The 13,595-nt window shown below is 62.1% G+C and carries 11 protein-coding genes; 2 read left to right on the top strand and 9 right to left on the bottom strand.

All coding sequences use genetic code 11. The annotated features are described in order from the left end of the window. From GOARA_RS20375 to GOARA_RS20365, 7 genes are all read right to left on the bottom strand, one after another. Positions 1 to 430: hypothetical protein (locus tag GOARA_RS20375; protein ID WP_211599490.1), on the bottom strand; the 430-nt coding region annotated here is incomplete at its 3' end. A 35-nt stretch (positions 431 to 465) separates the two neighbouring features. Next, positions 466 to 747 carry a hypothetical protein gene (locus GOARA_RS20520; protein WP_245548359.1) on the bottom strand — a complete coding sequence of 94 codons (282 nt, stop codon included), beginning with the start codon at positions 745 to 747 and terminating at the stop codon, positions 466 to 468. A 169-nt stretch (positions 748 to 916) separates the two neighbouring features. Beyond that, positions 917 to 5,872 carry a WXG100-like domain-containing protein gene (locus GOARA_RS19745; RefSeq protein WP_007321300.1) on the bottom strand — a complete coding sequence of 1,652 codons (4,956 nt, stop codon included), beginning with the start codon at positions 5,870 to 5,872 and terminating at the stop codon, positions 917 to 919. Between the two features lie 37 nt (positions 5,873 to 5,909). After that, entirely contained in the window at positions 5,910 to 6,212 is a 303-nt protein-coding gene (locus GOARA_RS05370; RefSeq protein WP_007321299.1) for a WXG100 family type VII secretion target, read from the bottom strand. 48 nt (positions 6,213 to 6,260) lie between these two features. Further along, complete coding sequence (locus GOARA_RS05365; protein WP_007321298.1) at positions 6,261 to 6,773, bottom strand: YbaB/EbfC family nucleoid-associated protein; 513 nt, start codon at positions 6,771 to 6,773, stop codon at positions 6,261 to 6,263. Positions 6,774 to 6,871: 98 nt separating this feature from the next. Then, complete coding sequence (locus tag GOARA_RS20370; protein WP_138947550.1) at positions 6,872 to 7,087, bottom strand: hypothetical protein; 216 nt, start codon at positions 7,085 to 7,087, stop codon at positions 6,872 to 6,874. A gap of 186 nt (positions 7,088 to 7,273) precedes the next feature. Further along, on the bottom strand, positions 7,274 to 8,206 hold the full coding sequence (locus GOARA_RS20365; protein ID WP_007321296.1) for a hypothetical protein: 933 nt from the start codon (positions 8,204 to 8,206) through the stop codon (positions 7,274 to 7,276). 82 nt (positions 8,207 to 8,288) lie between these two features. Here GOARA_RS20365 and GOARA_RS18870 point away from each other — a divergent pair, with 82 nt between their 5' ends. Next, positions 8,289 to 9,476 (top strand): hypothetical protein, encoded by a 1,188-nt coding sequence (locus GOARA_RS18870; protein ID WP_007321295.1) that lies wholly within the window; start codon positions 8,289 to 8,291, stop codon positions 9,474 to 9,476. Positions 9,477 to 9,556: 80 nt separating this feature from the next. After that, complete coding sequence (locus GOARA_RS19735; RefSeq protein ID WP_170265735.1) at positions 9,557 to 10,579, top strand: DUF3558 family protein; 1,023 nt, start codon at positions 9,557 to 9,559, stop codon at positions 10,577 to 10,579. Between the two features lie 112 nt (positions 10,580 to 10,691). Here the strand turns inward: GOARA_RS19735 and GOARA_RS19235 are convergent, their stop codons facing one another. Next, a complete protein-coding gene (locus tag GOARA_RS19235) occupies positions 10,692 to 11,591 on the bottom strand; it encodes a DUF3558 domain-containing protein (protein ID WP_007321293.1) in 900 nt (299 codons plus the stop codon). A gap of 183 nt (positions 11,592 to 11,774) precedes the next feature. Beyond that, entirely contained in the window at positions 11,775 to 13,232 is a 1,458-nt protein-coding gene (locus tag GOARA_RS19730) for a hypothetical protein (protein ID WP_007321292.1), read from the bottom strand. Positions 13,233 to 13,595 lie beyond the last annotated feature (363 nt).

Below are 13,595 nucleotides of genomic sequence, written 5' to 3'. Positions count from 1 at the left end.
GTTCCCCGCGAGCCCAAAAGAAGATACCCGGCCAATGCCCAAGTTCAGCATCTTTAGCAATCGGTCGAAAATCGGGATAATCCCCCTCCAAGACCCCGCGGCTCTTCAACCGCCACGCACCGCCATCCGCGACACTGACACCACTGACCGACCACACAATGTTCTTCCAAATACATAGATTCTCGACGCGGACACTGGGTCCGCACTCCTGCGGCGAGACATCCCGATAGCCCGAATAGTGTTCTTTCTCCCAGCCATCAGGATTCACCAGCGACTCGAACCCACTCGGAATCGAATCTAGATTCGAACTATAGACCCTGACCACCGTCTGCCTGTCCCTCGACTGATACCACCGACCATCCACCAGCCGGTAGACCCCGCTATGCCAGACAGGCTGATCCGTGATAGGAAACACCCGCGGATCAAACACCATGGACACCTCGCCCACTTATCACCTGAAGCACGCTATTGTCCCCGTTCCTCGCGACGAGCCAACCCCTCAGCCAGCTTCGCCTTCAACCAATCCGGCTGATTCTCCACATCCCGCGGAAGCTTCTCCTGATCCGTTACATAGACAACTGGGTCGACTGGCGCATCCCACTCTGGCTCTGAATCGTAATTGAACTGCCCATCCACAGAACCTGATCGGTCAACGATCAATACCGCCGAAAACCACGTGCCCAAACCTCCTTGATACATGGCCTCGCGAAGTCTAGAAATGACGTCCCTATCAAAGTTGATATCCATAGCAACGTACTTGGAGGTTCCATCCGAGTATAGCGCCTTATAAAGGTACCGTGAAGTCGGATACGTTTCTGAAGCTTCAACCAGGAGCCCGTCTGCGCCTTCCGGTATAAACTTCGCGACCTCCGTACCCAACGCGGCCTGAGCTCGTTGTTGGGAGTATAGTCCACCCTCATTCAAGTTCATTCTTGAAGGTCCTCTCTTCTGGTCGACCGCCCCCAATTGTATACTGCACAATAAACTTCGTCGGCACTGATCCGCCATCGTTGTAGATCGGTTTGACCGTTACCGGGATAATCGGAGGCGGTTCCACTCCCAGAGCTCCACGCCATTTCCCTTCTAAGTTGTAGAAGCTGTCACCGCTCCCACGGTTCACCGACTCCAACATGGCGAACAGATTGATACTCTCCGGACCGCCACCAGCGAAGTTGGCGAAGGTGTGTCCGCCATCGTAGCCGTCACCCCCCTGGTCACCGATACGCTGCTGAATCGACTCCGACCTCGACGCGTCGCCCAACACGAGGGCATCGGTGTGAGCAAACACCACCCGCCCCAAGTGATCGGTTTCGAACACGTGGGCATGGCTGACCCCGGGAATCGGGTTCGTGACGTCGGGATGTACCACGTAGGTGGTGTCGGGCTGCGGCCGGTTCAGGTCCGCATTCAAGTTTCCTTTCACCCCGTATGTCGCTTCGACGAACACGACGCGACCCGTGTGATCAGTGTAGAAATCGCCTCGACCCTCGACGTGATACAGCGTGTTCGGCTCCAGATCCGTTCGCGCCGCAAACGGCGTCCGCTTACCCGGTACATCCTTGCCCGTCACATCGACTTCATTGGTGAATTCCGGACGTGGATGACCTTCCGGCATCTGCGCCTGGCCGACCAAATCATTGCGCAACCCGCCGATGCGCGACTCTGGCCCACGGTCGCCCGGCTCCCGCACATCGAGTTCCCCGTCGCGAGGGCTGGTCGCATGATCTCGCGGATGAATCGGATTGCCGTCGCTGTCGAAGGTCACCGCCCACGCACGTGATGTGAAATGGTCCGGCAACTCGACACGGGCCCGCGTCGCCGGATCCCACACTTCGATCACGCCATCCCTGTTGACCACCGCATAGGCGTGCGCCCCGACCTCACCGGGACGCGCGCCAGGAGAATGCTCGGCCGCCAGAATCGCCATCGACCCCGGCCCCAGATCCCTCAAACGCTGGGCAAGCTCAGCCATCCCACTGGTGACACGCAACTCTCCCCCCGCACGGGCTTCCAGTTCCCGGCCCGAGACCCCCTCAACCCCGACTTCGCGGTCGACATGGCTATCCATCTGCCGACCAGAGAAGTCCGAGAGGTGCGACAACGCATCTGGTACGCAACGACCAGGCTCACCCACGACAGCGTCATCGACCGGACGAGGCAGCCCGGCAGATTCCGATTGTCGTGGCAACTGGCCGGCCGCAAGCTCCTCGACTGTCACCGACGGCTCAGGCCCTGCAGTCAAGTCTGCGGTGTTCGGTGCGCTTGTCGCTGAATCGTCCACCGGGTGCCACGCAAGATCATGATTGGCGTTCGCCCGAAGGACGGCGACAGGCGTCTGGGTGCCGTCAGCACCAACTAAGACCAACTCGGCACCCGGACGGAGCCTCCCATCCTGCTGCACTTGGTACTCAGGCGCGCCGAAATCGCGGCCTCCCGGTAGCCCAGTGCCAGTGTGCGGCGGATCTAGTTCTCCAACTGCCCGTTTCACCCCTGGCGGCGGGCTACTCTCCACTTCTGGATGACGAGTGTTCCACGTGTCGAACACTGCCCCGGCCGGCCGAACTACGGTCGCACGCACGTCAATCATGCCCCGCAGAACGTACATGTGTGACATCGACGGGGAGTACTCCGAATCTGGATACCCCAATTGCACGGCATCGTACAAACGTGCCGGAATGCCCGGGCCGTCCATGATCGGCTGCATGTCAGCCGCCACAGCAACAAAGCCACCAATCCCGTCTGCTGTGAATGCCGGATCTGGGCTATACGGCTGCGACGGGTCTTTGATCTGAGCGATGATCGAGTCGAGCTGGCCGCCGAGAATAACCTTCTGAAATACCGTTGTATTCAGGTCAGGCATCGGAATCCTGCGATTGATCTCCATTAGGAGATCCAGCTCGGCGTCAGTGAAAATATCGAGGCCGTCCTGCCCGACTTCGGTAGCACGGTGCACAACGTCGAGTGCCTCGGGCAGAGTAAACCGACGATCGGCCGCGACCTGGGCAAGGATATCTTGCGTGTCGTCGGGCGAAGCATGTCCGGTGGTGTCGTCACCGGGGGGCACTCGGCCGCTGTCGTCCCCAGCCGAATCGTCTGTTGGGTCGGTGCGGTCCCCCTCTCCGTCGGTAGTATCGCCGTCGCGATCCCCCGTCGAGTCGTCAGCGTCGCGCGTGGTCGTGTCCAGATCGTTCGACGTGCGCCAGGGATCGAGACCCACGAGGACATCCATGGCGCGGTTCGAACGGAAACTGGCCTCAGCCACTTCGTCCCACGAGCCGTACTTGTCCAGCAGCATCTCGGGCGTGGGACCATCCGGGTTGCCGTACTCGCGCAGATTCCTCTCGCGCATCTTCGCAAGCTTGTCGAAATTGCCCGCCTCGATATACGACTGCGCCCTCAGCTGATTCCGCTCGTGAACCAACTCACGCGCGTACTGCTCGGGCGAGATCCCCGCCTCACGACGCTCTGCCAACATTCGCGCCAAGGCCTGCTCGTCGTTGTGGTATTTCGCCCGAGCTTCCCTGGCTCGGGCGACTTCTTCGGGATTCGTCCAATCGATGGCAAGCTTCGTCAACGGATCACCCGGCTTGGGCTCAAAGCCGTACACGGCATCCGGATTGGCGACCAGCTGATCCAATACCTTCTGGGGAATCTGACCGTCGTCAGGCACCTTCGTGCTGTCGTCGGCGTTGCCGTCTTCACCACGGTCAGCGTTGTCGCCATCGCGATCGTTGCTAGTCGCGTCGGCGTCGTCGCGGGCACCCGGGTCGGTGGCGGTTTCCTGCTGGTCGACGGTGCTGTCTTGAGTGGTGGTCGCGGCAGGGTCGGCGGTATCGACGACCGGGCCGGTCTGATTGTCGGGGTCGGTCAGCGTCGACGGGGTGTCCTGGTCGATCCCGGCCTGCTGACTGTCGGACTCGGTCGCCTTCTGCGTGCTCGCCGTGTCATCGACAGCCGTCGTGTCGTCTGCGGCTTTGGCGTCATTTTCGACGTTGCTGTTCTCGGCGACCGTGGTGTCTTCGCCGGCCTTAGAGTCATCTGGGGCCTTGGACTCTTCCGCACTCTTGGCGTCGTCAGTATCCTTTGTCTCGTCGCTACGCAGCTCATCGGCACTCTTAGTGTCCGCGTCGCGCTTGGCGGCGTTCGGATCGGTGCGGGCCGGGTCGGGTCTATTAGCGGGTGATCCGGTCGTGGCCGGCCCAACCGCACCGGCACCGGCCATCCCCGTTCCGGCGGGAGTGCTGGTCGTCGACTCGGAATCGGTGGGCGCGCGATCGCCCGATTCCACAGCAGTGCTATCGGTGGAGGCCGGACTGACCTCGGTCGGCCCGGCCGGACCGTCACCGCCGGTCGCCGTGTCACCCGAATTCGGCTCGACCACGCCGGTACCCGGGTCGGTGCCGGTATCGGTCTGCGACGGCACGCCCGTCGACGACGAATCCCCGTCGCTGCCAGTCTGTGTCGTCGCACCCGGTCCCGTCGCATCCTGGTCCGGCAGTACCGTCGACCCCGGTCCATCACCGCCGGGACCGTCGCCACCCGGTGACGGCCCGGCCCCGGCCTCTTGCGGTCCGGCGCCCTGCGGCCCGGCACCTTGAGGACCAGCGCCTTGCGGGCTCGTGCCTTGCGGCGATGCACCGTCTCCCGACGTATCCGGAGTGACCGTGCGCGGCCCCGATGGCGGCCCCGAAGAATCGCCGTCCTGGTTGGTGTCGGGCGTCTGGGTTTGCCCCGTCGACGACTCGGACGGTGTTGCAGCAGAATCGGCCTGATGCGTCGCCGGCGCACCGTCGCCGGTCGACGACCCAGCATCACTCGACGCACCCCGATCACCGCCAAGCCCGTCGGTGCCGGAATCCCCCGACTCCGACGACCGCCCCCGGTCGCCTGTGCCCAACTCGCCCGGCGCCTGCGTATCAGGCACCGGGCCGTTGCCCGCATCCGTGGAGTGCCCGGCCGGACCGTCACTACTGCGCAACCCACTGATCCCGGCCGGCATCGCCCCACTCAGCCCGCCACCGATCAGCCCGCGCACGTCGAACTGATCCCCGAACAGCGCCACGCCCGCACCCATCGACGCCGCCGCACTCGTCAGCCCTTCCAGGCCGCCCACGGCAGCGTTGGAAGTGAACCGCCCCAATCGCGAAGGTCCCTGCGACACGAACCGTCGACCCGTCGCCCCGACCGGCCCGCCAACAGCACCGCCGATCCCCTCGGTCGCCACCGTTTTACCGAACTGGCCCAGATCGAAATCCTTGCGCGACCCCTTCGCCAACTGAATGCCCTGAACCGCGCCCTCCATCGCCGCCGCCAACGCCGCATTAATCGCGGCACCGGCACCGACCGCCGCCAGCAATTTCAACGCAACCCGCCGCGCGACCGTCGCGGTGATCTTCTCCAACAACTCCCGCGTCAACAACCGCACCGCAACCCGCGTGATCGCCTGAAAGATTGGAATCTGCGCCAACGATGCACCCAGCGTCGGCACGGCCTCCGCGATCGCGATAGCGATCTCAATCGCCAGCACAATCAGCTGGGCGATGAACATCAGCTTCGTGTATTCGACGTTGGTCGCCGTCGCATCCGACATCTCGGCGAGCAACCGTGCCGCCTTCGCTATCTCAGCCGGCGATCCATCCCCTGAAACCAATTCGGCAAACCGCGACTCGAGCGCCTCGAATGTCTCCCCCTCAAGGGAGTCGAGTACCGCCGACGCGGCCGCATTCAACTCCGATGTCAAACCGTTGAAATCAGATGCCGCATCGCGCCATGCGTCGGCGATACGCCGCAGCGAATCCTCGTCGGCTTCCGGCCACTCCATGCCGACGACCCACCCGAGCCACTGCAGGTCCTCGGGAAAACCAATCGTCACGGGCGGCTACCACCCGCCGCCCGCACCCCCACGCGCGTCACACCTGGTAGCGGCTGGTGTTCGTGTCCTCGGTGCCCACGAACTTCTGCAAGCCCTCCGTCAGCCCATCGACGTACTGGTTGAGCGTGGTAATCCGGTTCTCCACCGCATCCATCGTCTTCTGATCCTGATCGGTATACCCGGCCGCATGCGTCGACCCCGGCGTATCGCTACCCCACGACTGCCCCTCAGCCGCCAACCGCCCCTGCAGGCGCGATGTAATCTGCTGCACCTCGTCGCGAACTTCCTCTAGCTGCTCGGTGCCGGCACGAAGCGCCTCGAAATCTACACGCGTAACCATCGTTGGAACCCCCTTGAGGTGAATGGACTAATCGGTGAGATCGGCATGTCACCACGACCGATCGATAGGACTGGAATCGGAGCGCTCGACGGTTTCGACCTCGGCGAAGTACACATCCGGATCGTCGGCGGCGGTCGTCTGACGCTCCGGCGAGTTCGGGGGTGCCAGCGAAGGCTCCACCGGTTCTGGGATGAACTCGCTCGGCGAGGGCATACCTGGGAACAACTCGTTAGCCTGCGGCAAACCTTCAAGGCGCGAGCGCGTCGGCGCCATCAGCTCGTCGACCTGAGCGGCGGCGTCCTGCGCTGCCTTTTGCACGGCCTCGGTCACGTAACGGCCCAGCGCGGCCAGGCCGCCCGAGCGTTCCACCGCCTCCGGGTGGAACTTCACCTCGATGACGATGCCGCGACTGTTCACCGACGCCTCGACGAGATCCTGCGACGACCGGGCTGTCGCAGTGATGGCAGCCATGCGTTCCTGCAACTGGGCCGAGTCGCGCTGCTGCTCGCGCAGCGTCTCCATCAGCGACGCGACGAGCTCCTTCGCGGATTCGTTAGCCACTCGGCGCTCCCCCCATCGGATCGTCGGTCACGAGACACGCACGCAGTACGAGGGTCATTCTCACACATCTGCGCGCCGAATGGGCACGTGGGGCGACCCTAGTCCTCGGCATACCAGTCCTCGGGCAGCACGAGCGGTGATCTCTCGTCCGGCGCGATTTCCCACTCAGCGACAAACCGCAGTGTCTCGTGGGCAATTGTCTTATGGTCATCGAGTTCGAAGGTGAATCCTTGAAGATCGTGCCAAGCTCGGTCCAGCTTGACGGCAGCAACCAACTCCTGCTCGCCCCAACTCACGAAATCGTAGATGGCCATAATCAGGCCGATGGATCTAAACTCCGATGTCGCCCAGAGAGTCCAGCCACTACCGTCTTCGGTTCGTCTCAGCCGAAGGCGGTAGTCCCCTGACTGGTACCACTTGAGGCCCGGGGCCTCCCTCTCCAGAATCATGCAAACTCCACTGGCTAGACGGGCGTGACCACCAGAACCAATGCAGTCCAGCTAGCCTGGCGCCACTGCATACCAGATGTCATCGGCGATGACCGCTGACCCTGGATCGGCGGTTCCGATGCTGCTCCATGACTGGATGAACCTGTTGGTCTCTATCGCCACCACGTCAGGATCATCGGTAGCGAGTCTGAATCCAAACTCGTTGTGCCACGATCGATCACCAGCCGCATCGACACCCAGTTCATCGGCACACCAGTCCACGAAGTCGTACATCGCCATCGCCAAACCGACCGATCGACGATCGACCGCCGCCCACACCAACCATGCACGTTCGGCTCCGCCGACCGCCTGCAGTCGAAGCCTTACCCGGCCGGATTCATACCAGCGCATCACGCCAGACTGATTGACCAGCCTCAGTCCGGTGCTGGCCCGGCCTTCGGCAGTGTCATCGCGCCGGCCACTCTCCACTGCACCAACCGTACCGGGGGGCGGCAACTCACTATCGCGCGTTTGCGCCACCATCGCCCGTAGCCAAGCCGGCTGATTCTCCTCATCGCGAGGAAACCTGGCCAAGTCTGCCGCATAGAAGCCTGGAGCTACCGGCTCAGCCCACTTCGGCTCCTCGTCATAGTTGAACTGACCGTCGACTGCACCCGACCGCCCCACTCGCAGTACAGCCGAGTACCAGGTTCCCAGCCCATCCTGGTACATAGCCTCACGCAGCCGCTTTAAGGGACCGAAGAACACGTTGGCGTCACCGGCAAAACGTTCCCACCGGCCATCGGCATACGCGATTTGAACACCAACCTGACCCGCCAACGTCAACATCGACGCCGCCAACACTGCCGATTCCGCCTCCGGCGGCAGCGCCCGAGCGACTTCCGCACCGAGCTCCTGCTGGGCACGTTGCTGTTCGAACAATCCGCCCGCGCCCAACATCACCCAGTCACTCCGCTCTGCGAGAACATCTTTCGGCGTTGACATTCTCACACATCGGATAGCCAAGACGCCCCGACGGGCCGACGTGGGACTCCACGTCGGACCGACCGTCCGATACCGTCTACCTGTGACAACTCCCGACGGTCTGCCCAATCCGAATGGCCCGACGTGGTCGGATCGACCCGACGTCCCGCTTCGCCTCGACGGGACGTTGTTTAACCCGGCACCGAATGAGAATTCGCCCACCGACGACCTCGCTCGCCAGATCGGTCTGCAGGTCACGATGGCCGCGCCCGGCCGGTGGACACGGCTGGCGGCGACGTTCGCGCTGACCAGCACCGCCGAACACACTGTCGCGATGTACGCCGACGACCAGGGGCGCGCCCACGAATTCACCATCCCGCCCAACGTCATTCAGATGGTCGACGAGCACCGTCGGCTCAGTGCCGCCAGCCCGGACGGCCCGTGGTGGCGACTGGCCGTGTCCACCGAACACGGACAAGACCCGGCGGTCGTCGAAGACCGCGGTGCGGCCGAACCGTTCGCCCCCGAGTACGTCTTTCCCCCTGACGTCTACCGCGAAGAATTCCGCCGCTACCCGACGATCGCCGCACCGCTGTGGCTACTCGCCCACGCGTACCACGACAACCGTCAACGCCGGCCGGACGTCGTCGCCAGCGCCCCGACGACCATCCAGGTACCGAATCGCACGGTCGATCTACCCGACGCCGACCCCATGTGGGCACGGTGGGCAGTACTCGCGGCGGTAACGATGGCCACCGGCAATGTCTACGGGGCCGGCATCCAACCCGCCACCGCCATCTACGAAGCCCCCGGCTACAGCGGCGCCACACTCCTCATGCTCCCCGGCCGCCACGCCGTCCTCTCCGGTGGCACTGGCGAGAATGCTCGCCTCGCTCGCGCCTACCGACTCGGCGACGACCTCCCCGATCTCTATGCAGGAGCACCGGGCTGGGTCACCGACGCCACCCTCAACATCCGTGCCGAACGCGGCCAACTCACCTTCTGCTACTGGTACACCGACGGAAAATGGCACGCCGCCCATGACGCCGAGGATCTGTCCCTCGCCGCGCCCGCGCTGCCCGCGGTCGGTAACAACGTCGATGTGACTGACAGCCTTACAAGGCTCGTCGGAGTGTCCCCGACCGCCACGACCGCCGCCCAATACCTCGTCGTAAACGCCGAAAACCGAACGGCTACCCGCGCGCACTTGGAGACTCTCCTGCCCGATGCAACCTACGAGGCGATCAGCACCGCGCTGAACCAACTCCAACTTGCCGGGTGCGCGTCGTGATGCCCGACGACACGAAGTCGGGTACGAGTCCGACGCTCGGGGCCGGTCACGCACCAAAGCCAGTACGAGTCGGACTCACTGTGGCCGCACTGGCACTTGCCGTCGCGTTGATCGCCGGCTGCTCAACCGACGGTCGGGCATCCGGCTATGACCTACAAATCACATCGGGCACAGCGGGAGTGCCGTTTTCGAAGAACGCAGTGCCGCTGTCGCAGACAATGGACCCTAAGAACGTCGATGAGACCGCACTACTCGACTTCTTTCAGTCGCCGAACAATCCGAATTGCTCAGTACTCCCTACGCGACGAACACGTGCTTGCTTCTGGCGCATGGAGTCGGATCGCCCGTCGATTATCGACGTCGATGCGCACGTCTTCTCGTCAAAAATCGGCTTCTCCGAAGTGCGGTTGCAGAGCAACTTCACCGACTTTCGCCCGACACAGGTCAACGGTAAGCCTGCCTTGTTCTTCAGTAACAAAGGCGATAGCACCGAGTTGGTCTGCAATATAGCGTGGGGCACACTCACCGGATCTGTATTCGTGACCATAGCAGCTGGCGGGAGTCAGGTGCCGGTTGATCTCTGCAAGGCCACGCAAACCTGGGCAGAAATGGTATACCCTTTTACCACAACTTCTCCGCCCGCGCGGCCCGATCCGAAGACGCTGGCGACGCTTTGGAAACCAGACGCACTAAACACCCCCGAGTTCCTCCGACCAAACACACTGTCAGCCACACTTGGCGAAGGCCCCGACGAGTGCACAAATTTCACCGGCGCAATACGATCGTGCATATGGGAACTCCACAACAAATCCTACCGCTACGGAACAAGAAACCTGTACAACGTGCGCATATCGTCAACCGCGCTACCGTACAAAGAATTCACCGAACGCCGGGCAAAAGCATACCCCGACACCAACCCGATACAAGTGAACGGCAAGCCAGCATTCCTGTATCGACTCTTCCCCGAAGTATGCACAATCGCCTGGCCAACCCGATCAGGAACAGCCTGGGCCAGGATCACCCCCTGGGGTGAGGACGACAAAGTCGACGTCTGCGCAGTCGCCAATAGAGTAGCTAGCACCGCGCAACCCAGAAGCCAGTGACCCGTGAGTCACCCGAGGCCAGGGCCGGGCGCCGCCCCCCTTACGGCCGCTGGCACGGATGGATTCATGGGACACACCGGCTTCGTCAACCTGCCCGTCTAACCATCTGCACCTATTTTGTTGCGGGTATTGCTGATGCGGCGATTCGGGATGCTTCGACGCACGAGTCGACGTCGGTGTCACGTACGGAGGTTAAGAGGCTTACCCGTAGCCATGCCGTTCCGGTGCGGGCCGGCCACGCCACGCTACAAGTGCCAGGTAGGGCCTTGTACTGGATCGCCTTCTGTTCGGCAACGGTGACGGCTTTAGTGCTCGGATAGGCCTCGACACGGCGGCTTTTGAATTCGGTGAACGGTTGGGCCACCGAGGAGACGCGAACAACATATGGGTTGTGTAGTCCGTATGTTGCGGGGTCGACCTCCCACGTGCAGGAACGGATCGCCCCGGGAAACCCTTCGCAAGTGTGAGGAATGTAGGACTCGTCGAATCGGCGGAGTTTGTTTGGGCGCAGGAAACCCGGTTCGTCGAGTGAGTCGGGTTGCCACACATCTTTGCTGGTGGCGCTGGATTCAGGCTTCGGGTGTTCTTGTCGGGTGGAGGGCCACACGAAGGCAGCCCAGGCTTGCGTCCAGCCACACACGTCAAGCAAGTCCTCGTCGCCAACGCCCATACGCTGTACTGATATCCAGGTTGATCCGGTCGGGTTGCCCCAGGCCATGTTGCAGACCTCGGGGCGTTGGCCCTTCACGTGGTAGAAGAGGGCCGGTGCTCCGCCCACGGTCGTGGGGCGGAAGTCGGTGAAATTCTCCCGCAGACGAACCTCGTTAAAGCTCACCTTCGTCGAGAACGTGTGCACCCCAATATCGACAACAAAGAGTCCTGATTCACTCCGCCAATTACATGCCTTCACATCTCCCGAAGGAAGTACTGAGCAACGCGCACCGTCGGGTGTTTCATGCAGGTCGATCAACCCGGTTTCGTCCACATCGGACGGGTCCCAGATCTGATCCATCGACAACGGATTCTCACTCAACGGAACCTGGGCCGTACCCGACGTCACCTTCAGATCAGGCCGCCCCCACTGGACCGGCAAGCCACACGCAGCACTCAACACACAAACAACGACCACGAGAAGGACCGTACGAACAGCATCGCGCGATCTCGCCGTGGTCCGACGTGATCCGACCATGACCGGCTAAGTCTTCGGTGCTGAAGCCTCAGCGCCGACCTCAGCTAGCTTGACATCGCCCGGAACAGCTTTGAGCACGCTACTGACCGATGCCAGTGGTACTCCGAGCAAGGCTTCACCATTGGCGGTCGTCTGGAGGAACTTGTTTGCTTTGTGTACTTTGTCCTCGCCACCCCCACCGCCGCGAGCGCCGGCACCGCCCATCGGGCCGCCCATCATCGGCGATGATGTGGTAGCGCGCGACATCGAGCCGAGCGATCGGTCACCGAGCGAAGCGGTTTTGAGCGCATTGTTCAGGCCCTCACGCAGCGCCGGGCCGCCTAAAGGCTTAGCGCCACCGGCACCTCCGCCCTTGCCGCCGCCTCCGCCACCTTTCCCGCCGCCTTTCCCCCCCGTGCCGGTCTTGGCGAGGTTCTTCTTGCTATTCAAGAGGTGAGGAGAGGGTGTCTGTTTCCCGGCCAGGTTCTTTCCCAAGTTCGCAAGATTGCCGAGTTGCCCTGCCGCCCCCTGTCCAATTCCGGAAAGGCCCTGCATAGCATTCTTCAGGCCGTCAGCGCCCCCCGTGCCGTTCTGGTTCAGCCCACTCGGCTTGACGTTGGGCTTGTCGATGTTGGGCTTGCCAAGTGCTCCACTGGGGACTTTGCCTCCGCCGCCTCCTCCACCTCTGTTACCTCCACCACCGCCCGTGTTTTTGCTACCAGGCACGCCAGGCCCGGGTGCAGGCCGGCCGGGAGGCTCCTTGCCGTTGTTCTTTGTTCCTAGAAAGTCTGGAAGACTTCCATCTGACGTACGAATCCCCGGATCATAGTTCGTAATCATCGCCTCTCGCGCCGCGATATTCATTTGCTCAACCCAGTGCTCAAACACGTCGCGATAACGCTCATCAGTGGCCAGAACTAGATTCCCATCATTATCCCAGTCGACTTCCGAGCCCCAGAATCCATCCCAATTCGAAACAATTTCGCCGACCTTTTCATTCACAGTGTTGCGCACCTGACTGTGGGTCGGCACGTTTAACTGGGCATTCTTCAACGACTCACTCAGTCCCTGAACATTCTGACGCATCGCATTGATGGACTGCTGAAGATGTACGTTCGACTTGACATAGTTGTTCGTCGCCGTTGTCACTCCATCGGCACCAACCCCAAACCAGCCCGATTCAAGTGCCGCCTTCATCGAAGCTTGCAGTTCATTGAAGGCCGCGTCAAGTCCGCCACCGACCTGATCCCATACGCTGGCTTTGGCACCCAGATCACTTGGATTCAGTTGGTCAACGTGCTTACGGATACCTTTCCATACCCATCCAGGCCAGTTCTCAATTCCGACACGCTCACTTGTCGAGAACATCGAAGGACGGCCATCGAACCCATTCTCTGGCTCCTTGACCTCGGTAGGCTTGATGCCGGCGCCGCTATTGTACCAATTGCCGCCTTTAAATGGATTCTTTGGATCTACGACACTCATTAGGAACCCCCCGTTGGATCTGCAAACACTCTGTCAAAGTATGTCGCCCAATGCGCTCTACTAGCGATAGGCATACGCGGCTGGTCACCCGCCGTGGGCAAGATCGACCGGGGCCAAGTGTATCCCAGCAGGGTCAACCATGGAAGCAACGTTGCCGCCTGGATCGTACGCGCCATCTTCTCCGCCGACCTTCCGATTCGAGCTCCACCCCTCTCTCGCGCCCAGCCAACCCGGCGGCGCAGGCCATGACGCAACAGTCGCCGACGAATCATCGGCTCCATCTGGGTCTTTGTCACTCTGCCACCAAGGAGGCGTGCCCGGTCGTCCTGCCCAGGTCACGACAACGGCGTTCTGATAGCATGC

Origin of the sequence: Gordonia araii NBRC 100433 (assembly GCF_000241265.1) — a bacterium.
Taxonomy (GTDB): Bacteria; Actinomycetota; Actinomycetes; order Mycobacteriales; family Mycobacteriaceae; genus Gordonia; species Gordonia araii.
Note: the sequence above shows the minus strand (reverse complement) of the source record. Positions and strands in the feature narration are given on the sequence as shown.